The following is a 22,256-nucleotide window of genomic DNA, read 5'->3' as shown; positions in this document are numbered from 1 at the left end:
GGGGCTACAAACCGCTGACCCCTCCGGGGTAATTAATGACAGCTTTGTACCCCAGAGGGGTAAGCGGTTTGTAGCCATGTCACCAATCTTTAACGCACTTACTGCCCTGTAAGGGCAAGCCTAGTTTTGCACGATTATTTTCTTAAAATCAATTCAGGCTTACAGTACCAAATAGCCCATTGGTGACGGTCCCCCTTAATTCTTTGGAATTAATTATGAGCAAAATTGGAATAACAACCCCTTCACTTAAGATAGTTAGATCCTGGTACCTGAATATAAGAAAACAAGACCTGGCACGACCCGGTAGCGATACCTACCATCCAGGGGCCTAACAAACTTCACACCAGCAGCTGATGATGCTCATCGTCAGCCCGTTCCGGATTGCGTTACTTTGTTCTGTTAAAACAGAAGCATCCATGAACAAGGTAATCACGCAATCCGGTATCCCTCCCCTCCGTACCCAACCGACATGGGGCTTCTTTTCCCGACAGTCTTTTTTAGGACTATGCCTTTTCCTGGCATTCTGTATCAGCCAGTCGGTTCAGGCCCAGAAGCCGTCCGTTCCCCGGCTGGTTCAGCAATTGAGCCAGAAGCAGCCGAACCTGCTCCGGCAACATCCGATCCTCAACCCCAAACGGATTGACGCCTTGTACAATCAGACCGGCGACGAATACCTTTGGTCGCCCGAGTGGGAGCCGTTCCGCAAAGCCTTTCTGCAGACGTTGGAGCGTGCTGACGATTTTGGTCTGAACCGCGACAACTACCATTATACGCTGCTGAAAACGCTAAACCGGAAAAATACGCTGGCGTATGAGCTTTATACCTCCGATGCCCTGCTCACCTTTATGGAACATGTCGGCTACGGTACCAATCGGCCCAACTGGCTCACCATCAACCCCGACTGCGATCCGGTAGGGCAGGAATTTGGCGTAGAAACCTACCTGCTGACGGCCTTTGCCAACTGCTACACTTTCCCGCAGGTACTCGAAGGCACCGAACCTCAAACGCAGGTCTACCAAACTCTCCGTACTGAGATGATGCGGGTAAACGGCATCATCAACCGGCCAGAACTGGTTACGGGGCCGATTCCCTTCACCGGGGAGTTAGCCGAGAACCGGCTGCTCGTCAACCGGCTCAAAGCCTGGGGTGTATTGCCGCTCAACGCCGTACATCCGTCCGAGATACAGGTGCAGCAGGCCTTAACGTTGTTTCAGCAGAAAGTTGGCGAGCCCGCCGACGGCCGGCTAACCCTGACCACCCTGGCTAAAGTAAACAAGCCGTTTGCCGATTATACGAAGATGCTGGTGCGGAGTTTGAATAGCTGGCGCTGGCTCAACGCCATCAACGAGTACAAAACACTGGTGATTAACCTGCCGGCGGCCGAGCTATACGGGTTTGAAGGCAGCACTGTTACCCTGTCCATGCGGGCCCTGCTAGGCAAACCCGAAACGCCTACGCCCCAGTTTTTTTCCCATCTGACCAACGTGCGGTTTTCCCCCAATCCGGGCCAGTCTGGTTTTCTGCCCTACACCATTCCGCCCAATGAGCTGACCGTATTTGCGCAGAACCTGAACCCGCAAATCCTGTTCAGACAGGATAGCCGCTTCCATAATCTGGGTGGGGTGCAGGTTGAAAAGCCGATGGAGTTGGCCGCCTGGTTGCTGGACGATAATGACGAGGTGCATCACCTTATCCAGAGGCCGCCTACCCAAACCGGCACCACCTCTATCATTCGCAAAATCAGCCCACCGGTTTCGCTCCTTGTTTTTGCCAATTCAATGGGTATCGATGAGCGGGGAAACATCCGGTTGTACGATGATGCCTACCAGCACGCCAACTCTCTGCTAATGCACCGATAGGCTTAAAAATAAAGACACCCAACCTGGCGGCCGGGCGTCTTTAATTTTGGCATTATTCTTAGCCGTGAAAGAAGTCTTTCATCTTCTCGAAAAAGCCTTTATCACTCTTGGATGGCTTAGGCTGGAAGTTAGGGGAGTTCCGCAGCCTTTCCAGTATTGAACGCTCCTCAGATGACACTTGCTTCGGAGTCCATACGTTAACGTGGATCAGCTCATCGCCCCGGCCGTAGCCGTTCAGGTCTTTAATCCCTTTACCCTTCAGACGCAGGATCTTGCCGCTCTGTATACCCGGCTCCAGCGTAATACGGGCCTTGCCATCAATGGTCGGCACTTCTACACTGGTTCCCAAAGCCGCATCTACGAAGTTGACGTACAGGTCGTAGATCACATTGCTGCCGTCGCGCTTTAATTCGCCGTCTTCCTCCTCCTCAATCACAATGAGCAGGTCACCGGCCACACCACCCCGTGGCGGCACATTTCCTTTACCGCCCACAGAAAGCTGGATGCCTTCGGCCACACCCGCCGGGATCTTAATCGGGATTACATCCTCCTGCAGCACCCGACCCTCGCCGAAACAGGTATCGCAGCGCTCAGTTACAATCTTACCGTCGCCGTTACAGGTCGGACAGGTGTTGGTAGATACCATCTGCCCCAGCATCGTATTTACCACCTTGCGGACCTGCCCGCTACCGTTACAGGTCTGACAGGTTTGCACGGCCGTACCGTTTTTAGAGCCGTTGCCGCCACAGGTGTTACAGGCCACATGGCGTTTTACTTTTATCTTTTTCTCGACACCGTTGGCGACCTCCTGCAGCGTCAGCTTCAACTTGATACGCAGATCGGAGCCCCGGCGTACCCGCTGCCGCTGCCCGCCGGCCCCACCCCGGCCGAAGAAGCTGCCAAAGGGCGAATCGTCGCCGAAGATGTCGCCAAACTGACTGAAAATATCTTCCATCGACGGACCACCCTGACCGTAACCGCCATAGCCGCCGTTGCCGTTAACGCCGGCATGACCAAACTGATCGTAACGGGCCTTCTTCTGCGGATCACTCAGGACGTCGTAAGCCTCAGCCGCTTCCTTAAAGTTCTCCTCAGCCGTGGGATCGTCGGGGTTCTTATCCGGGTGATATTTAATGGCCATCTTCCGGTACGCCTTTTTCAGGTCTTCCGGGGAGGCATTCTTATCAACCCCCAGTATCTCGTAATAATCTCGTTTCGTTGCCATTAGCTTCCAACTACAACCTTTGCAAATCGTATAACCTTATCGTTCAGGTAGTATCCTTTTTCAACTTCGTCGATAACCTTGCCTTTCAGGTCTTCGCTGGGAGCCGGAAACTGAGTTACCGATTCATGCAGGTCGGCGTTGAAAGGCTCACCTTTCGACGTCATCGGCTTCAGTCCTTTTGCCTCCAGCGTTTTAGTTAGTTTATGAAAGATCAGCGCAACGCCTTCTTTCAGCGCAGCCACATCAGAGGTATTTTCCAGCGACTGCATGGCCCGCTCAAAGTCATCGACTACCGGCAGCAGGGCCACCAATAAACCTTCACTGGCGGTTGACACCAGCTCCAGCTTTTCCTTAGCGGTCCGCCGGCGGAAATTCTCGAAATCGGCGTACAGGCGCAGGTATTTATCTTTTAATTCCGCCACTTCAGCCTCGCGGGTATCCACGGCAGCCTCCTGTTTGCTGTTCGTTTCTTCAGCCGATGCGGTAGCCGTATTGTCAGGTTGTTCGTTGGTTTGGTTAAGTTCTTCGTTCAAAATGTCTTTATTTTCCATGATAAAGCCTCGTTCGCAGTCCAGTATTACGCAGGTAATTGGCAGCAATTCCGTTGCCAAATTCCTTTAAACTGACAACTTGACATTACCCCAAACGGTTCCCGGTTCCGCAAGTTTACGGATTAAACCGGTATTACGGATTTTTTCGGCAGCTTAATCTGTTATAACCAGAGCCCTCAGTTCCGGGAATAGCGGGTCTTCAAATGCTAATCGACAAACGCACACAACTCATCAAAGCTAAAGCAACCGAACTGGGCTTCGACTTCTGTGGCATTGCCAAAGCCGAATTTCTGGAAGACGAAGCGCCCCGGCTGGAAGCCTGGCTGAACCGCAACCGGCACGGTCAGATGGGCTATATGGCCAACCATTTCGACAAACGGCTCGATCCCAGATTGCTGGTAGAGGGAGCCAAATCGGTCATCACGGTACTGCTCAACTACTATCCGGCAGAACGACTGCCCGAAGGTGAAGATGATTACAAGCTGTCTAAATACGCCTACGGCACCGACTACCATTTTGTCCTGAAAGATAAGCTGAAATCCTTGATGGCATATATACACGAAGCAATTGGGGAAGTGAACGGCCGGGCCTTTGTCGACTCGGCACCAGTCATGGACAAAGTCTGGGCTAAGCGGGCCGGGCTGGGCTGGGTTGGCAAACACAGCAACCTGATCAACCGCGACATAGGCAGCTTCTTTTTCATCGGTGAGCTGATTCTGGACCTGGACCTGGAGCCCGACGGCCCCATTGCCGATTACTGCGGTACCTGCACCCGCTGCGTAGATGCCTGCCCCACCGACGCCATTGTGGAGCCGTACGTAGTAGACGGCAGCAAGTGTATCGCTTATTTTACCATTGAGTTGAAAGAAGCCATTCCGGACGAGGTAAAAGGCAAGTTCCAAAACTGGATGTTCGGGTGTGACATCTGCCAGGATGTCTGCCCCTGGAACCGCTTTGCCCGGCCGCACCAAACGCCGGAGTTTACCCCTCATCCTGCGCTGGAGCAATTTTCCAAAGCCGACTGGGAAGAGATTACCGAAGACGTCTTTCAGGCGGTTTTCCGGCGCTCGGCCGTGAAACGCACTAAACTGGCCGGTCTGAAACGGAATATTGAATTTCTACGAAAATGACCGTTCACTAAACAGGCCTAGCGCCGTTGTCAATTATTGGTTACATTGCCTTTTTATCTTCCACTCTGATCACCATTTTACTATGCAGCGTGACCGCGCTCAAACGGAACAGAAACTGATCGATGCAGTTGGTCAGATCATTCACAACGAGGGGATTGATGAAGTGGGCATAAATAGAATTGCCAACCGGGCCGGTGTGAATAAAATCCTGATTTACCGCTACTTTGGCGGGCTGAATGGGCTGATGGATGCGTATGTTCAGCAGGCCAAACCGGTAATTAACACCCCGATGCTGGATGTTAATGCGCTGAAATCCGCTTCGCTGGAGGAGATTTACCAAACGGCCTGCGAATACATCATCAGCGAATTCAGGCAGTTGCGCCAGAACACTGAAGCGCGGGAGTTTCTGCGAAAAAACCTCTTCGACCCCGATAGTTTCCATAATCCGCTGGGTGCCGAGCGGGAAAAGCAGGCCAATGAAATGATTGAAGGCCTCTCCCGGCTGATCGGAACACCCCACGCCCAGGGCTTTGCCGCCATTGTGGCCAGCGCGATGATGTTGCTTACCTTTTTGTCGCAGTCTACCAAGGTAATGATGGGCCTCGACCTGAGCACCGACGAAGCCTGGACCAAAATTGAAGATGCCCTGCGCCAGATATTTCGGGGCGCTTACCTGACCACCCGCGAACGACTGGCCAATTCCAATACCGAATTCAGAAGCGAAATTCCCAAAATGTCAGGTTCGGAATTTGAGTAATATCTGCCCTACATGCCAGACTTCTTCAAACGTGTTGTACAGGGGGGTTGGAGCCAGCCGGATGCAATCGGGCTCGCGCCAGTCGCCGATGATACCCTGCTCCACCAGCCGGTTGAAAAGGCGTTTACCGTCCTGGTGAACCAGCAGCGACAACTGGCACCCCCGCCCGGCCGGGTCGGCCGGCGTCATAATTTCCAATGGATAGCCGGAATTGCGAAGTACAAACTCCAGATAAGCGGTTAACTGCTCACTTTTCCGGCGCAGGGCGTCCATGCCTGCTTCGGCGGTAATCTGCAGGGCTGCGTGGTGTACGGCCATAGCCAGCACGGTGGGGGTGCTTAACTGCCAGCCGTCGGCACCGGCCATAGGCACAAAGCCTTTGGTCATGGCAAACCGGCTATCTTCGTCGTAGCCCCACCAGCCCGCCAGCCGGGGCAGATTGGCGTTATGGTGCTTTTGGTGTATGAAGACTCCCGATACTCCGCCCGGTCCGGAATTGAGGTATTTGTAGGAGCACCAGAAGGCAAAGTCCACCTGCCAGTCGTGCAGCCACAACGGAATATTGCCGATAGCATGGGCCAGATCAAAGCCGACGGGCACACCTGCCTGGAGTGCTTTCCGGGCAATGGCCGCCATGTCGAAAACCTGCCCGGTATAGTAATGTAAGCCGCTCATCAGCACCAGGGCCAGCGTATCGCGGTGGGTGTCGATGGCGTTACATATATCCTCCCCTCGCCAGGCAGACTCGCCTTCTCGCGGAAAAATTTCCACCAGCACGTCGGCCGGGTTCATGCCCCGCGCCTGTATGTGCGTTTCGAGCGCGTACTGGTCCGAGGGAAAATCCCCCCCGATGGTCAGGATTTTGGTGCGCTGCCCGGCAGGTCGGTAAAACGAGGTCAGCATCAGGTGCATATTCACCGTCAGGTTGTTCATCGGCACCACTTCAGAGGGCAGGGCGCCCACTATCTGCGCCAGCGGGTCTTTGCACCGTTTGTGGATGCTCAGCCAGGGGGTATCTTCGGCTTGGTCGGGCCGCATAAACCAGCCCTCCACGGCCAGATGCTGCCAGACGGTCAGCTCCCGATCCAGGGCTTCACGAGCCGCTTTGGGTTGCAGACCCAGGGAATTACCGCAGAAGTATATTAGCTCCTTCCCGCCGGCCTGCGGTATCAGGAAGCGGTCACGGAACGAGCGGAGCGGATCGTTCCGGTCGAGTTGCTGAGCGAAGTGTAACGTGTTTTCGAAGGTCATGCAGCCTGATGCTTTGGCGGCAAAAATACGGCAATTCCTCAGGAATGCTCATCACCGGAGTCAGGACTTGTTGCTTTATGGAACGCCGGCTATTTGCTACTTTTGTCTTTTCACAGCGCTCATGACGTGTCGGATTTGTGGTAATGCCCAAAATAATACCGTGTACCACCCACGGGAAATGATGTTAGGCCTGCGCGAAGCATTCACCTACTTCCAGTGCCGGCGGTGCCAGTGCCTGCAAATCGAAACCATACCGGACGACCTCGCCCGGTTCTACCCGGCCGAATACAACGGCTTTGATGCTCCCCGGAGCCACATCTTTCAGGGCGTAAAGGGCGCTTTCCGCAAGAGTCGCTACCAGGCCGCACTCTTTCCCAATGGGCTTGTTTCCGGCTTCATGAACGGCCTCTTCCCCGCCGAACAGTACCAGCACCTGGGAAAACTCGGCCTGACGCACTCAACCCGCATTATTGATATTGGCTGCGGCCGGGGCAGTTACCTCTACCCCTTGTACGAGCTTGGCATGAAGAACGTGCAGGGAGCCGACCCGTTTATTCCGGCTACCATCACCTACCCGAACGGCTACCGGGTTCAGAAAAGCTTTATCTACGAGATAAAGGGCGAGTGGGACATCATTATGTATAACCACTCGTTTGAGCATGTACCCGACCCACGGGAAAATCTGGAGGCTGTTTACCGCCTGCTGGCCCCGAACGGTACGTGTATCATCCGGATTCCGACCGTTTCGTCCTACGCCTGGGAACACTACCGCACCAATTGGTTTCAACTGGATGCCCCCCGCCATCTTTTCCTGCATTCCGTGGAGAGCATGAGGCTATTGGCCGAACAGACTGATTTGAGGCTGACAGGCGTAGAGTATGACTCCGACCACGCCCAGTTTATACATAGCGAAAAGTACAAGCACAATATCGCAATGTATGAGGATGCCTCATCGCTGTACGGCTCCGGATTAAACCGTAAACTCAGGAAGCTGAGCTACGCGAAACAGGCTAAAAAACTAAACCAGACCAGGCAGGGCGACCAGGCTATTTTCTATCTGAGGAAGGTCTGAGAGTGGGGACGCGGACCAATGGTAGAACCGACTGATTTTCTGCTTTTAACGAAAAGCAACCCCACTGTCTCATGGTACTGAATCTGAAAGCCACCGCGCAGAACACCTATGACGCCATTGTTGTCGGTTCCGGGATCAGCGGGGGCTGGGCGGCCAAAGAACTGACCCAAAAAGGCCTGAAAACGCTGTTGCTGGAACGGGGCCGGGATGTAAAACACGTCACCGATTACCCCACCGCCCAGCAGGCACCCTGGGAGATGACACATTACGGCCGCCTGCCGCTGGCCGACAGCGAAAAATACCGGCTTACGCAGCGAAACTATTCGGTGAACGAAGGCAACAAACATTTTTACGTCGATGAACTGGAAAGCCCCTATGTGCAGACCCGAAACGAAGTGTTTGTGTGGCCGCGGGGGCATCAGGTAGGTGGCCGCTCGCTGACATGGGGGAGGCAGGTGTACCGCTGGAGTGACCTCGACTTTGAAGCCAACCTGAAAGACGGTGCCGGCATAGACTGGCCCATCCGCTATAAGGATATTGAGCCCTGGTACCGCTACGTGGAAAAGTTTGTCGGCGTCAGCGGCACCAGAGAGAACATGCCGCACCTGCCCGACAGCGACTATATTGCGCCGATGCAAATGAACTGCCTGGAGAAGCACATCGCCGGAAAGGTTCAGCAGATGTACGGCGACCGCCGGATGATTATCGGCCGGGTGGCTAACCTCACGCAGCCGGTGGGAAACCGGGGCCTCTGCCAGTTTCGCAACATGTGCGACCGGGGCTGCCCTTTTGGTGGGTACTTCAGCAGCAATGCCGCTACGCTGCCCGTTGCCATGCAAACAGGACGACTGACCCTGCGCCCGCAGAGTATCGTGCTGAATGTGCTATACGACGAGAAGACTAAACGCGCCAAAGGGGTGACGGTACTCGATGCAGAAACCGGTAAAACCTACGAGTACTTCGCCAAAGTCATTTTCCTGAACGCCAGCACCATCAGCACAGCTATGATTCTGCTCAACTCAGTGTCTGACCGCTTTCCGAACGGATTAGGTAACGACTCCGGCGAATTGGGCCACAACCTGATGACGCACCACAAAACATCAGTACACGGCCGCTACGAAGGCTTTGCCGACCAGTACTACTACGGCCGCCGGGCAAACGGCATTTACGTGCCCCGCTTCCGGAACGTGACCGACAAACACCCGGATTTTACCCGTGGCTACAACTACCAGGGCGGAGCCTCCCGCCCCCGCAACAACCCATCGGAAGGGCCCGGCTTCGGGGCCGAGCTGAAAGAATACCTCTCCCGCCCGGCCGACCATTGGGAGATGGGACTAACCTCCTTCGGTGAGCAATTACCCGACCACGACAACTTTGTCAGGCCCAGCAAAACGGTGAAGGACAAATGGGGGGTGCCCGTTCCGGAAATCCATTTCGAATGGAAAAATAACGAGCGGCAGATGTCGAAAGACGCCATGACCCAGGCCGTCGAGATGCTGGAAAAGACCGGCTTTACCAATGTACGCATCACCATCGGCAACCCGGAACCGATGTCGACGGTACACGAAATGGGTACCGCCCGCATGGGCCGCGACCCGAAAACCTCGGTGCTGAACGCCCGCAACCAGCTACATGCCGTGCCGAATGTCTTTGTCACCGATGGGGCCTGCATGACCTCCTGCTCCAGCGTAAACCCGTCGCTGACGTACATGGCCCTCACCGCCCGCGCCTGCGATTATGCCGTAAAAACGCGTCCGTAACATAAAGTTGCCTGCCCAAAACAAGGCAAAACAATAAACCCCGACTCTCTTAAAAGTCGGGGCTTATCATAAACAAAGTCTGTATTGATTACTGGTGCGCGTGCTCTTTGTTGTCTTTCTTGCAGCACGACGGCAGTTTGTTATAGCCTTTCTCGTCGGCGGTCACCTCGTCGGCATCGTAACCACTCTTGGAGATATTCGCCTTTATTTTAGCCGCATCTGTCTTCTTTGGGTTGTACTTCACCGTAACAACCTTGTTATCCAGATTCAGGTTTGACTCCTTTACGCCTTTCTCAAACGCCAGATTCCGCTCGATACGCTCCTTACACATTTCGCAAATAGCGGAGGTCTTAATCTTTACCTCTTTCTCTTTATCATCGGCAGTCCGGTAAGCCGTTCCGGTGGTCAGCATCAGGGCCGCGATCAGCCCAAACAACAGGTTTTTCATGGGTTTTTATTGGGTTAAACAGTTTTTCAGCTTTACATAGAACGCGGTGAACTCATACGACGGCCCCCCGACAGCATCGGCATAGCCGAAGGCGTAATGCGAAGATAGATCTGCCCTGATAACGGTGTTTTACCGTATAATGGTTCCAGTGCCTTCTCGGGCATACTACCCGTTAACTGAGCGCCTAAAACAAGATCCGTGTTGGCGTACTGGACCAGCCGGTAATTCATTCCCAACGTCAGATTATTAATGGTCAGGTGATGCTGCCCACCAACCTGATCTTCTACCAGCGATAATTCCTGCGGTGATTTGGTTATGTTCTCGAACCGGCCATACAGCGCTACCCGGTCCAACTGAAGGCTTGTTTCGGCCAGATATGAGTTATCACTATGGTCATGCGACGCATTCATCCCCCACACCAGCGCCGATGTGACATACCTGTTGGCTCCACCGAGAGATTTACTGTGAAGCAAAGAAGCCGTGGTACGGGTTACGTTTTCATCCGGCTCCAGTGGTTCCGGGCTCTTGATAAAGCCCTGAGAGAACTGTAGTGCCAGTGTGGGCGACGGGTTCACCGACAGCCGGTACGAGTAGCTATCGAAGCGGGGCCGGTCGAAACCAAGCCGTTGTTCGTTCGGCTCCCGGCCCGTAAAGCTGGACACTTCCACTTTAGCGATTTTGTACCGAAAACCCGCCGTAGCTACCCCATAGGTAATATGCGTGGCATCCTGCCAGTGATGGCCCAGGGGTGAATCCGGATTGTTAAAAGACGAAATACGGTGCATAAAAGCCGGCGGTCCCAGTGCCGGTTCGCCCGGAAAGCCAACGTAGATAAAAGCATCGGTATTCGGACTGAAGGCATGGCTATACCCTATTGATACCTCAGAGAACAGGTCGTGCTGGTGCTGGCGGTCAACCAGCCGCCGGCCCTGATATGTCTCACCTGACTGGAATACCAGCGGGTAGCCATCCGGACTTACCGTCAGCGGGTCCAGTGACATCATTAACTTAACGGAGAAAAGCCCCCGCTGCCCTACATTTCGCTGCGCCATTCCCATGAACCAGTTGGGCGCATCGAACTGCGTTGCCCGACCCCGCTTGCCCGGATTATTGAAATTCTGATTGGTATGCCGGATAAATACACTGTAGTGAAGCATGTACATCCAGCCCTTGTTGGAGTGCCGCATGTTCATGTACATCGGTGTCTGGTCGGGCATCCAGGCTGTACCCGACGCGTTGCGGTTCATGGGCAGATTGCGGGAGTACAGGTGCGACATTGACATAGAATGCTGTTGATCGCCCATTGCACCATGATTCATCGTGCTGTGGTCCATGCCCTGGTGCATGGAGTGGTCCACCGGGCGGACCGTATCGGCTGTTGTTTTCTGTTTTTGCTCTTGCCGGGCAGGTTGGGTGTGCCCCTGATGGTGCTCGTGCTGGGCAGACACCCGGCCGGTAGGACCCAGGAGTGCCAGCCCAAACACCACGTTAAGCAGGTTTGCGTTCATTTCAAGTTGTATTTTGTGGATAAAAAATCTTACGCAGAGGCACCCATATGCCGGCACTCATCCGCACATTTACGGCAGGCTTCGGCGCAGGCTTTGCAATGCTCATGGTCGTGTTTACCACACTCATCGGCGCAGGCCTGACACACATCCGCGCAAAGAACCATAAACTGCCGCATAAACTGCGAGTCCCGTGCCGTCAACCGGCCGCACATGGTGCAGAAGTCGGCGCACTCGCGGCATAGCCGGATACAGTCGGCCATCATCTGCACCTGCTCTTCTTTCAGGCAGGCGGTAGCGCAGTGTTCGCAGGCGGCCGCGCAGTCAAAACAGGTGTCGACGTGGGAGCGGTGTTCCATAGTTTCCATAACGTTCTTAGGTTTATGTTTGAGAATAATGCTGAATCCCGAAAGTGGCGTTCTCCTACTGTAACTGGTGTAGGCTGAATTCGTCCTGATTTTATTAGTTTACCCAGGCATACCTGCCTCTCAATTACCTGTTCAGAATGGCAATTCCATTCGGCTTATTATCTACCGAAATGTCTTTCACCTTCAGGTGTTTAGCCACATCTACCACCGAAACGGAAGCCCCTTTCTGGTTGGTTATATAGGCCATACCGTTATACACGCCAATTGCATGGGCCCCGGCACCGCTTGCCAGTGAACCGCCGTAGGTATAGCGTCCATCAGCCTCTTTTCGCCACCAGTGTACTTTACCGGCCAGTCCATCAGTCACCCATAGTTCACGCTGTGCGCTGAGGAAAAAGGCAAAATCCGGCACAAAGCCCAGATCGACCGTCTCTACGACTTTCAGCGTTTTGACATCCAGCACGGAAATCGTTTTGCCGTCTTCGTTGTCGACATACATACGACCATCGGCACCCGGCCAGGCACCCACCGGATTTTTGCCAACAGAAATGGTAGCCACCACAGATTTTTTCAATGGATCAATCGCAGTTACTGTGTTATCTGCTCCATTGGCTACAAAAGCGACTGAACCATCGGCAGAAAAAGTTACCTCCGCCGGCTCTGCGCCTACAGGTATGGTATGTTTCAGGGTGTACGTTTTCGCATCATACACCAGAACTTTGCCGTGGTGGTCCATCTGAGCAGACCAGATTTCGTTGCCGTCGGGCGAGAAAACAGCATTGTGATTCGGGTCCGGCAGCGACAAAATGTGCCGAACCGTACCGGTTACCGCGTCGAGTATCGCAACTTTACCGCCTTTTTTAACCCCGCCATGCGGATCTTTTTCACCATGACCGGCACTCAGATCAACACCAGGGGCCGCTATGGCCAGTTGTGTCTCGCTGGGATGCAGCGACAGGTGATGCGGATAAGCCAGGAAGGCTCCCGATCCTACCCGACTGCCATCCGGACGAGTCACTTTATCGACCAGCGGGATAATACCCGCCACCTGGTTAGTTGTCAGATTGATGACCGTTACGGTACTGCTCTGACCGTTGACCACATACGCAGCCGGATAGTTTACATTCAGTTCGGGCTGAACAGCCTCTTTAACCAGGCTGCAACCGGCTGCTGCAAAAGCGGCCAGCGTTGCCAGAACCTGTTTGCCTGAGAATAGTCTCATAAATCTTGTGTTGAATTTACAGTTCAAAGGTAGGCAGTGCTTATGCCTGGACTTGTACAGATATTGCGAGAACCTGTACATCATTTTGACGCCTGGATTTTGTCTAACTCGCTCCGGAGCGGTTGCCGGATACGCCGAAATTCGCCCGGTGTCATGCCGACCACCTGCCGGAACTGGTTGGATAAGTGCTGGGAACTGCTGTACCCGACCCGCCACGCGATCTCGCTCAGGGAAAGTTCTCCGTAAAACAGGTACTCTTTTACCTTTTCAACCTTCTGCAGAATGGCATAGCGTTCAATAGATATTCCCTCTACAGCCGAAAACAGATGGCTGAGATAAGAGTAATCGTAGCCGATCTTCTGCGCCAGAAAGTCGGATAGGTTCTGCTGCTCCGGGCGTTCGCGCCGGTTATGGTGAATTTCGTTGATGATGATGGCCTTGATTTGCTCCACCAGCACTGTCTTACGATCGTCTAGCAGTTCAAATCCATTAGCCGCCAGCCCTTCCGATATCTGCTCTGTTGGCAGACCGGCCGGCCATTCCGCTACTGTAACCTCGCCAAGCTGTACCTGCTGCACGTCCAGCCCCGCATCGGTCAATACCTGCTGAACCGCCCGTTTGCAGCGGTCGCAGACCATGTTTTTGATATACAGCTTCATCAGTACTTGAGTTTGTAGCGGAACCCAGCATAAATCATTCGGCCGGTGATCGGTCCCCAGGCCCGGCCGGCGGCATCAAACTCCCGGCCGAAAGGGTTCTGGGGAGCAACAATCGGGTTAAGTTGCCGGAAGCCGGTGAGGTTTTCTCCCCCCAGATATACTTCCCAATCCCGGAAAGCGCGGGAAACCTGCGCGTTGACATTATAGAAGCCGGGGGTGTTTTCCCAGATCATGTTCCGGTAGCTGTAATCGTGCGTATTCTGGTGCGTGGTATAGTCGTGGCTGTTGTCCCGTTGCATCGTCGGAATACGGCGTGGTCCGTTCCACTGCACCGTCACATCGACTTTCCACTTGTCGTACGGCAGCGCGTAACCGGCGTTGAACAACACCCGGTCGCGACTCACCATCATGCGGGGCAGCAGAACGCTTTCGCCAAAGGGTGCGCCCATCGACTGCCGCACGTCGAACAGCCGGTAGGCCAGTTTAAACTCCAGCCGTTTTACCGGCTCGTAATTCAACTCAGCCTGGAAGCTGTTAGAGAACGATTTGCCACTGAGGTTATAGAAATTCAGTTCGCCCGGATGCTCCAGGTCTACCACCAGCTGGTTCTGGAAGTCGGTGCGGTAATAGTCCAGAATCAGCGAAGCTTTCTCCCCGAAAAGGTTAAATTCATTGGTCAGGCTGATACCGTAGTTCCAGGAGATTTCGGGACGTAATTTTCCGGTGAAAAACACAGTTCGGGAGCTGACCAGATAGCCATAGTTTTCGGCCAAGGCGTTGGGAACCCGGAAGCCTCTACCCATTGAGGCCCGCAGCGATACATTTTCGTTCAGATCGTATTTCAGATGCAGCCGGGGCGTCAGCTGCGTACCAAACAGGTTATGAAAATCAGCCCGCGCACCGGCTACCATTGTAAACTTCTCCAGGTACTTGTAGGTGTACTCGCCAAATACGCCCGGCACCGACTCGGTCCGGGTCATCAGCGTATCGCGGTAGCGCTCCCGGTAATCGTCGAGCAGGTAACTGATGCCGGCTTTGAATGAATGATTGGTGTTGCCGATGATGGATTGGTAGATCAGGTTGCCGTACAGCGATTGCTGACGACCATCGTACGGAGTAAAGCCAAAGCGGGAGTTCTGGTCGTGGTGTACCGCGTTCAGGATAAAGCCCAAGCCTTTGTAGGGTTGCTCCGGATACAATTTGGCTGTCTTGGAAAACCACTCATAACGCCGGGTAACGTTGGTAAACGTATAACGTGGAGCACCCGGCATAACACTTTGGGATGCCTGTCCGCCGAGACGGTCTTCGTACAGCGCTTTTACCCCAAACTGGGTCATGAAGCGCTCACTGGAATATTTAGCCCGCATGATTCCGTTATACTGTGTATAGAGCGGCAGATCCATAAAGCCGTCGCTGTTCTGATCAATCTGATTGCGGAGCGTGCTGGCGTGGCTCAATACGCCAACGCTCCAGCGGTCGTTCAGCGGCTTGGAGAGGTTCAGGTTTCCTTCTACCCGCCCGAAACTATTCACGTAGGCATTGGCATACACCCGTTCGCGGGCGTCGGGCTTTTGCAGTTCGACGTTGATTTGTCCGGCCATACCTTCATAACCGTTAACTACTGACCCTACTCCTTTGCCGATATCAATGGTGGAAATCCAGGTACCCGGTACATAGTTCAGGCCAAAGGTGGAGGCCAGGCCGCGTATGGTCGGAATGTTTTCGATGTTGGTCTGCACGTAATTGCCGCTCAGGCCCAGCATCTGAATCTGCTTGGCTCCGGTCACCGCGTCGCTATATGAAACACTCACCGAGGCATTGGTTTCGAAGCTCTCCGACAAGTTACAGCAGGCAGCTTTTGCCAGCGTTCGGGTCGTCAGCAGTTCGGTCTGAATGGGCGACATACGGTCGATCTGCGTAGTCGACGCCTGCACGACTACCTCCTGGAGGGTAGTTTCGGTGCGTAACGTAACCGACACCTCAGCCGAGGGGTTCGTGATGGTCAATGTATCGGGCCGGTAGCCGACGTAACTGACCACGAGCCGGTTGGTTCGTGGCGTGGTCGCTATGAAAAAACGACCGGACGCATCTGTGGACGTACCGAGGGTTGTACCAGCCCAGTAAATATTAGCACCGATCAGTGGCGTCAGTTGACCGTTTGCGGTTTCCTGTACCCGACCTTTAATGACAGTTTCCGAAGGCCTTACTGGTATCGAATCAGTCTGTGCCCAGGCAGCCGGCCCAAACAGGAAAGCAGTAACTATATATGAAATAAGCGATCGCATGAAAATCGTTGGTTGGTAAAGACTATAACACAAATAGCCCACATCCTGTCTACGGATGTCGGCCAATCAGGTCAACCAACGATTTAAATCAGAAAGCTTTGCACAAAGGCCAGCAACTCCCGACCGGATAACGCAGGAGGTGGCGAAAAGAGAGAAATTGAATCTGAAAGCTCATCCGGGAAAAGCAGATTCACCAGCCAGCTTACCACCACCGAAATGCCGGTAAAGGCTGCTTCCGTGATAGCTTTCAATAGCTTGGCAACCAATTGGCTAAGCGATGCCGAGAAGTCGACGTTGGCGAACCGCTGTTCTTCCTTACAGCAACTGGCTTTTTTAACGACTGTTTTGCCCGTGTCAGCGGTCTGATGTGCCTTTACACAAGCCTTACAGCCTTGCTTTTCTGCACTATGTAAAGCAACAAACTGTTTTTTACCACGAAGCTGACAAGAATGTTCTACCAGCCCGAATCCGGTACTGCTGAACAGCACGACGCAGGCCATCAGGAGGTTGACTATCTGGAACAGCGTTTTCTTCATGACCATGCAAAGGTCTGTATGCGGGCGCAAATAAGCAAACCTGTAACTCTCTTTTTACTAAGTGGTAACTCCTCTCGTCTTTGTTCGTCCGCGATATAATCGCGGGACGGACATTAGCGTCACCGCGTCAGCAGGCCGGCATCCAGTACAAATTGGGAGCCGGTGACGTAGCGGGCTTTGTCGGAGACCAGGAAGAGCACCATTGCCGAAACGTCTTCCGGCTCCACCCAGGGTACCGGCAGCAGGTTACCGGCCGAGCGTTCGGCTATCTCTTGCGGAGTAGCACCTTCCAGAGCTGCAAGGCCGTCGTTCATGGGGGTATTGACACCGGTTGGGTGAATGGAGTTGACGCGGATGTTATACGGAGCCAGTTCCAGCGCCCAGGATTTGGTCAGCCCCACCAGGCCCCACTTAGAGGCTGCATAATGGCTGAGCCGGTTCATGCCCCGCAGTCCGGCAATGGAGGAATTGTTGATGATGACACCGGATTGCTGCGCCATCATCACCGGAATCACCCGCCGGGCCACCAGCCAGGCCCCTTTCAGATTGATGTCCAGCATGGCATCCCATTCTTCTTCGGTGAGTTCATGGGCCAACCCGTAAGCACATATACCCGCGTTGTTGAAAAGAATGTCAATACGGCCAAAAGCCTCGTTGGCTGCGTCTACCGCCCGGCTGATGTCTTCGTCACGCCGAACGTCGCCCTGACTGGTGAGGCAGCGGACGCCGAGCGCTTCACATTCACGCTGCAACGCATCCAGTTCGCTTTCAGAACCCAGTACGTAACCAGGATAGGCCAGGGGTTTGGCAATATCGAACGCTACGATATGTGTACCGGCTCCGGCCAGCGCCAGTGCAACGGCTCTGCCCTGCCCGTGAGCCGCTCCGGTAATAAAGGCAACTTTGCCCTGTAAACCGTCCATGATGTCGGATTTGGGATTTCGGATTGGGGATTTTACTATCGATACAACGCTTAACCAGAGCTACAAAACCGGGAGCCTTAATACACTGGCTTGGTAATTGGCAGATACGGGTACAGGTATTCGTCAATGTCGACATGCAGCGCATTGCTGAAGATATTAGTAGCGATCATCTGCCCGGCAAAGGCGGCCAGTACCACCACCTGCTCCGGCGTGTACCGTTGCTCAATCTGCTGGTAGAGATCATCCATGACATCGCCTTTATTCTGGGCCATCTCACTCCCGAACGTTAGCAGCAGACGTTCCTCGTCGGCGAGTTGCAAGTCCTCGGGTCGTTCGCCATTCTCGATAATGATGCGCCGGAAAAAGGTCGTACACAGCGGGCAGTCGGAGCCCTGCGAAATGGCGTGGGCGAAGAGGTAGGCCAGCCGGTTACCAACAATTTTCTTCACTTCCTCGTATAGCGGATACCATTGCATATACACCTGAAACGCCAACGGCGAATGGCTCAGTGTCGCCTTCATGTTGGTAATCCGGCTACCGGGATAATCGGCGAGATGCTGCGCCCAGGCGGTCCGCAGATTATCGGATGCCTGGGACTCGGGTAAGGGGTTGATGCGGGGCATAGTCGTTGAGTATAAGAAACCTACAATTTTATCAGCCGCTCGCCGGCGCGGAGCAGCATCTCATCGTCTTTGGCAAAACAGAAACGCAGAATGCGATAGTCGTCAAGGTTGTGATAAAATACCGATACCGGAATAGCGGCTACCCCAATCTCGTGCGTGAGCCGGATAGCCAGGTCATAGTCGGGTTCGTCGGTAATATCGGCGTACGAAACGGTTTGAAAGAACGTGCCTTCAGCGAGTTTGAACCGGAACCGGGATGCCGTTAAAATGTCGGCAAACAGATCACGCTTCCGCTGGTAAAAAGCCGACAGGGATAAATAATGCTCTGGCTCCTGTAGGTACTCCGCCAGGGCTACCTGCATCGGCGTCATGACGCTGAAGGTTACAAACTGATGGATTTTGCGAAACTCGGCGGTCAGCTCTTTCGGGGCCAGGCAGTAACCAATTTTCCAGCCGGTCGTGTGAAACGTCTTGCCAAACGAGCCGCAGATAAATGTGCGCTCCTGCAGGGTCGGGTTCGACATCAGCGAGTGATAGGCCCGTCCGTCAAACACGATATGTTCATACACCTCATCGGCCACGAGGTAGATGTCCCGGTCGCGCACCAGATCGGCCAACTGCGCCAGATCCCCGGCGGTCCAGACGCGGCCCGTTGGGTTCTGGGGGGTATTGACAATAATGAGCCGGGTACGGTCGGTGATCTTCTCCCGTACCTGTGCCCAGTCCGGGGCATAATCCGGGGGCGTCATGGTCACGTAGACCGGAGTACCGCCGTTCAGGTCGATGGCCGGCACATAGCTATCGTAAGCGGGTTCAAAAATAAGTACCTCATCGCCGGGGCGCACTACGGTAGTAATGGCGGCAAAAATGGCTTCGGTGGCCCCGGTGGTGACCGTCACCTCAAAATCGGGATGGTAATTGACGCCGTACACCTCACTGGTTTTGCGGGCAATAGCCTCCCGCAGGACCGGCACACCAGGCATGGGCGCATACTGGTTATGTCCCTGCCGCATGGCCTTCTCAACCAGGTCGAGCAGTTTGGCATCGGTATTGAAATTCGGAAAGCCCTGCGAGAGGTTCAGCGCCCCTGTATCGGCCGCCAGCTTCGACATGACCGTAAAAATGGTGGTGCCGACAGTAGGCAGTTTGGAAGGCAAGATGCCCGTAAACGAAGATACCATTGTAGTCTGACAAGAGAAGAATTCAGGTCTATAAGGCAAAAACCCACCCAATATACCGCCCCGGTACGGATTGGTTAAGCCCGGCCGACCGGTTCTTTTTCAATCCAGGCCTTTTCCCATTCATCAGCATTTTTTATACCGAGGGCTTTCGGATTAAAAACAGGGTCTTTGCCGGCATCTTTCTGGGCCTGATAGTCTTTAAGCGCCAGCAGCGCCGGCTTTCTGAGAATCAGGATAGCGATGATATTCAGCCAGGCCATCATACCAACGCCAATATCCCCCAGCGTCCAGGCCATAGCCGCCGTTTTGACGGAACCATAAAATGTAGCGCCGAGGATCAGGAAGCGAAGGCCCCACAGCATCCATTTCGGTGTTCCCTTTTGTGTCAGATAACTCAGATTGGTTTCGGCGATATAATAATACGCCATAATGGTGGTGAAGGCAAAGAAGAACAGCGATATGGCAACAAAGCCTCCGCCCAGCGCCGGAAAGTGGGTATTTACAGCCTGCTGCGTGTACTCACCCCCAATGGCCGCACCCGGTATGTTCTCGACCAGGAAGCCGCCGGCCGGGTTTTTCACGTTGTATTTTCCGGTAAACAGGATCATAAAAGCCGTAGCCGTACACACAAAGAGAGTATCCACATAAACCGAAAACGCCTGTACCAGGCCCTGTTTGGCCGGATGACTGATCTCGGCCGCAGCCGCCGGATGCGGAGCCGTTCCCTGCCCCGCTTCGTTGGAATAAATCCCGCGCTTGACACCCCAGGCAACGGCCATGCCAAACACCCCGGCAAAGGCAGGCTCCAGATCAAAAGCCGACCGGACAATCAGCGAAAGCACCGAGGGTATCTGACTGACATTGAGCAGAATAATAATGATAGCCATCAGAATGTATGCACCGGCCATAAAGGGCACCACAATTTCGGCTACCCGGCCGATACGCTTCACCCCGCCAAAGATGATCAGGGCAATCAGAAGCGTGACCGCCCCGCCGGTTACCACCACCGGAATATCAAACGCGTTTTTCACCCCCAGAGCAATGCTATTGCTCTGTACGCCGGGCAGAAAAAAAGCAGTGCTCAGCACCGTTGCCAGCGCAAACACAACGGCATACCATTTCATACCCAGTCCTTTCTCGATATAAAAAGCCGGGCCACCCCGGTATTGGCCATCTTTTACCTCCTTATAAATCTGCCCCAGGGTAGCCTCTACAAAAGCCGAAGCGGCCCCCAGAAAGGCAATGGCCCACATCCAGAAAACTGCCCCCGGTCCCCCCATCGCAATAGCCGTAGCTACCCCGGCAATATTACCGGTCCCGACCCGCCCCGAAATGGCAATACTGAATGCCTGAAAAGAAGTGACCCCTTTGGCCGAGGCTTTGCCCCCAACCAGCAGACGGACCATGTCTTTCAGATAGCGGACCTGTAAAAAGCGGGTAACAATAGAGAAGTAGATACCGGCACCAAGGCAGAGGATAATCAGTGCATTACTCCAGATAATGTCATTTACGGCATTAACGATAGTTTCCATGTAGTCGTCTCAATGGCCTGCCACCCGTGACAAAGCGGCATACCGTGTTCTTGGAGGATATAGTTGGGTATTAACAATTCCTAAAGAAACGAAATTTTGCCGTAACTCGTACAGATATAGCGAAAAAGAGGCTGTTCTGCTGAAACCAGACAACGGATTTGGTTCACAGGCGAATTCGCAGAAACACCCTACATATAGCGCAGCAATAATCCCGCTACAGCTGCAGCTCCGATAAGACTCAGTTCGGGCAACTTTTTGTAACGGTACAGCAGGCCAAACGCCAGCAGCGCCAGCACTACAGCCGGCCAGTCGGTGAGTTGACGCTTACCCAGTACAATTACGGCTCCGGCAATGGCCCCCACAGCCGCTACTGTCACACCATCAACAAACGCTTTAATGTCTGGCCGTTTGCCGTATTTCTTAAAATAAGGAGCCGGGAGAATGGTGAACAGGTAGCAGGGCAGAAACGTAGCCAGCGCAGCCACACAGGCACCAGGAAAACCGGCCACCAGATAGCCAATAAAGCCGACGGTAATTACCACCGGACCGGGCGTAAGCATGGCTACCGCCACGGCATCCAGAAATTGCTGTTCGGTTAGCCAGCCGTATTCCTTAACAACCCCGCCGTACAGAAACGGAACAATGGCAAGCCCACTACCAAATACGAAAGCACCCGCTTTGGCAAAAAAAAGCGCGAGTTGCCAAAGAGGGGAGTCAACGGCCGGAAAAACCGCCAGCAAAAACGGCGACAGTCCACCCAACCGCAGACCAACCGGTGGTGCTTTCACCAGCCAGACCACCACCCCCGACAGCAGCACCAGCCACAATAATTCCGACTCGGTGAGTACAGTAGCCACCGCCGATAGGCCACCCAGCACCCACAGCAGCGGCTCTCTGCCCACCGTTTTCACGGTCAACCGGTACGTACCAATGGCAATAATGCCGATTACTGCTGATCCCACCCCGTAAAAGGCAGCCTGCATCCAGGGTAGCCCACCGAAGTACACATAGGCCCAGCCCAGCGCTACCACCATTAGAAACGAAGGCAGAACAAACGCCAGTCCGGTCAGCGTAGCGCCCAGAATACCGTAATGCACATACCCCAGGTAAATGCCTAACTGAGCGGCCAGCGGGCCAGGAGCCAATTGCGCCAATGCCAGACCCTCGCGGTAATCTTCTTCACTGATCCATTGATTCTGCTGTACCAGGTCGCGGTGCATATACCCGACCAGGGCCGGCGGACCACCAAAACCGGTAGCGCCCAACCGCAGAAAATAGGTAGTTAACTGACGCAATGTATACGGCTGCGTAATCAATGAAACCTGTACATCTGTGTCCATAATGCTCAATTCATTGCTGGTTTTAAGAA

The 22,256-nt window shown here is 54.0% G+C and carries 20 protein-coding genes; 5 read left to right on the top strand and 15 right to left on the bottom strand.

Going from position 1 to position 22,256, the window contains the following annotated elements; all coding sequences use genetic code 11:
• Positions 1–416: 416 nt before the first annotated feature.
• Entirely contained in the window at positions 417–1,859 is a 1,443-nt protein-coding gene (locus ABD931_RS10225; protein WP_345266638.1) for a L,D-transpeptidase scaffold domain-containing protein, read from the top strand.
• Positions 1,860–1,917: 58 nt separating this feature from the next.
• Here ABD931_RS10225 and dnaJ read toward each other — a convergent pair whose 3' ends face one another.
• Together dnaJ and ABD931_RS10215 are read right to left on the bottom strand one after the other, a co-directional pair.
• Positions 1,918–3,084, bottom strand: coding sequence for a molecular chaperone DnaJ (gene dnaJ / locus ABD931_RS10220; RefSeq protein WP_345266636.1), 1,167 nt, complete (start codon positions 3,082–3,084; stop codon positions 1,918–1,920).
• A complete protein-coding gene (locus ABD931_RS10215) occupies positions 3,084–3,635 on the bottom strand; it encodes a nucleotide exchange factor GrpE (protein WP_345266634.1) in 552 nt (183 codons plus the stop codon). The genes dnaJ and ABD931_RS10215 overlap by 1 nt, the downstream gene beginning before the upstream one ends.
• A gap of 203 nt (positions 3,636–3,838) precedes the next feature.
• Here ABD931_RS10215 and queG point away from each other — a divergent pair, with 203 nt between their 5' ends.
• A complete protein-coding gene (gene queG / locus ABD931_RS10210; RefSeq protein ID WP_345266632.1) occupies positions 3,839–4,765 on the top strand; it encodes a tRNA epoxyqueuosine(34) reductase QueG in 927 nt (308 codons plus the stop codon).
• A gap of 82 nt (positions 4,766–4,847) precedes the next feature.
• Positions 4,848–5,522 carry a TetR/AcrR family transcriptional regulator gene (locus tag ABD931_RS10205; protein WP_345266630.1) on the top strand — a complete coding sequence of 225 codons (675 nt, stop codon included), beginning with the start codon at positions 4,848–4,850 and terminating at the stop codon, positions 5,520–5,522.
• Here the strand turns inward: ABD931_RS10205 and kynU are convergent.
• Positions 5,502–6,773: a kynureninase gene (gene kynU / locus ABD931_RS10200; protein WP_345266628.1), complete on the bottom strand. Its 1,272-nt coding sequence runs from the start codon at positions 6,771–6,773 to the stop codon at positions 5,502–5,504. The two genes, ABD931_RS10205 and kynU, sit on opposite strands and share 21 nt — an antisense overlap.
• A gap of 121 nt (positions 6,774–6,894) precedes the next feature.
• On the opposite strand from kynU, the gene ABD931_RS10195 reads away from it, so the two are divergent.
• Positions 6,895–7,845, top strand: coding sequence for a class I SAM-dependent methyltransferase (locus ABD931_RS10195; RefSeq protein ID WP_345266626.1), 951 nt, complete (start codon positions 6,895–6,897; stop codon positions 7,843–7,845).
• A gap of 71 nt (positions 7,846–7,916) precedes the next feature.
• Complete coding sequence (locus ABD931_RS10190; RefSeq protein ID WP_345266624.1) at positions 7,917–9,605, top strand: GMC oxidoreductase; 1,689 nt, start codon at positions 7,917–7,919, stop codon at positions 9,603–9,605.
• 88 nt (positions 9,606–9,693) lie between these two features.
• Here the strand turns inward: ABD931_RS10190 and ABD931_RS10185 are convergent, their stop codons facing one another.
• The 12 genes from ABD931_RS10185 to ABD931_RS10130 form a co-directional block, all read right to left on the bottom strand.
• Positions 9,694–10,053 (bottom strand): heavy-metal-associated domain-containing protein, encoded by a 360-nt coding sequence (locus ABD931_RS10185; protein ID WP_345266622.1) that lies wholly within the window; start codon positions 10,051–10,053, stop codon positions 9,694–9,696.
• Positions 10,054–10,085: 32 nt separating this feature from the next.
• Positions 10,086–11,561: a hypothetical protein gene (locus tag ABD931_RS10180; RefSeq protein WP_345266620.1), complete on the bottom strand. Its 1,476-nt coding sequence runs from the start codon at positions 11,559–11,561 to the stop codon at positions 10,086–10,088.
• Between the two features lie 29 nt (positions 11,562–11,590).
• Positions 11,591–11,926, bottom strand: coding sequence for a four-helix bundle copper-binding protein (locus ABD931_RS10175; RefSeq protein WP_345266618.1), 336 nt, complete (start codon positions 11,924–11,926; stop codon positions 11,591–11,593).
• Positions 11,927–12,050: 124 nt separating this feature from the next.
• Positions 12,051–13,148: a YncE family protein gene (locus ABD931_RS10170; protein WP_345266616.1), complete on the bottom strand. Its 1,098-nt coding sequence runs from the start codon at positions 13,146–13,148 to the stop codon at positions 12,051–12,053.
• An 80-nt stretch (positions 13,149–13,228) separates the two neighbouring features.
• Positions 13,229–13,807, bottom strand: coding sequence for a helix-turn-helix domain-containing protein (locus tag ABD931_RS10165; RefSeq protein WP_345266614.1), 579 nt, complete (start codon positions 13,805–13,807; stop codon positions 13,229–13,231).
• A complete protein-coding gene (locus ABD931_RS10160; protein ID WP_345266612.1) occupies positions 13,807–16,092 on the bottom strand; it encodes a TonB-dependent receptor in 2,286 nt (761 codons plus the stop codon). Before ABD931_RS10160 ends, ABD931_RS10165 begins: the two co-directional genes overlap by 1 nt.
• 83 nt (positions 16,093–16,175) lie before the next feature.
• Positions 16,176–16,628: an HYC_CC_PP family protein gene (locus ABD931_RS10155; protein ID WP_345266610.1), complete on the bottom strand. Its 453-nt coding sequence runs from the start codon at positions 16,626–16,628 to the stop codon at positions 16,176–16,178.
• Positions 16,629–16,747: 119 nt separating this feature from the next.
• A complete protein-coding gene (locus ABD931_RS10150) occupies positions 16,748–17,551 on the bottom strand; it encodes a mycofactocin-coupled SDR family oxidoreductase (RefSeq protein ID WP_345266608.1) in 804 nt (267 codons plus the stop codon).
• 77 nt (positions 17,552–17,628) lie between these two features.
• Positions 17,629–18,174: a hypothetical protein gene (locus ABD931_RS10145; RefSeq protein ID WP_345266606.1), complete on the bottom strand. Its 546-nt coding sequence runs from the start codon at positions 18,172–18,174 to the stop codon at positions 17,629–17,631.
• 20 nt (positions 18,175–18,194) lie between these two features.
• Positions 18,195–19,355 (bottom strand): methionine aminotransferase, encoded by a 1,161-nt coding sequence (locus ABD931_RS10140; protein ID WP_345266604.1) that lies wholly within the window; start codon positions 19,353–19,355, stop codon positions 18,195–18,197.
• Between the two features lie 74 nt (positions 19,356–19,429).
• Positions 19,430–20,887 (bottom strand): alanine/glycine:cation symporter family protein, encoded by a 1,458-nt coding sequence (locus ABD931_RS10135; protein WP_345266602.1) that lies wholly within the window; start codon positions 20,885–20,887, stop codon positions 19,430–19,432.
• Positions 20,888–21,075: 188 nt separating this feature from the next.
• Entirely contained in the window at positions 21,076–22,227 is a 1,152-nt protein-coding gene (locus ABD931_RS10130; protein ID WP_345266600.1) for a chromate transporter, read from the bottom strand.
• Between the last annotated feature and the right edge of the window lie 29 nt (positions 22,228–22,256).

Source organism: Nibrella viscosa (genome assembly GCF_039541875.1).
GTDB classification, from domain to species: Bacteria; Bacteroidota; Bacteroidia; order Cytophagales; family Spirosomataceae; genus Nibrella; species Nibrella viscosa.
The sequence above is the reverse complement of the archived record's forward strand: the minus strand, read 5'-3'. Positions and strand labels throughout refer to the sequence as shown.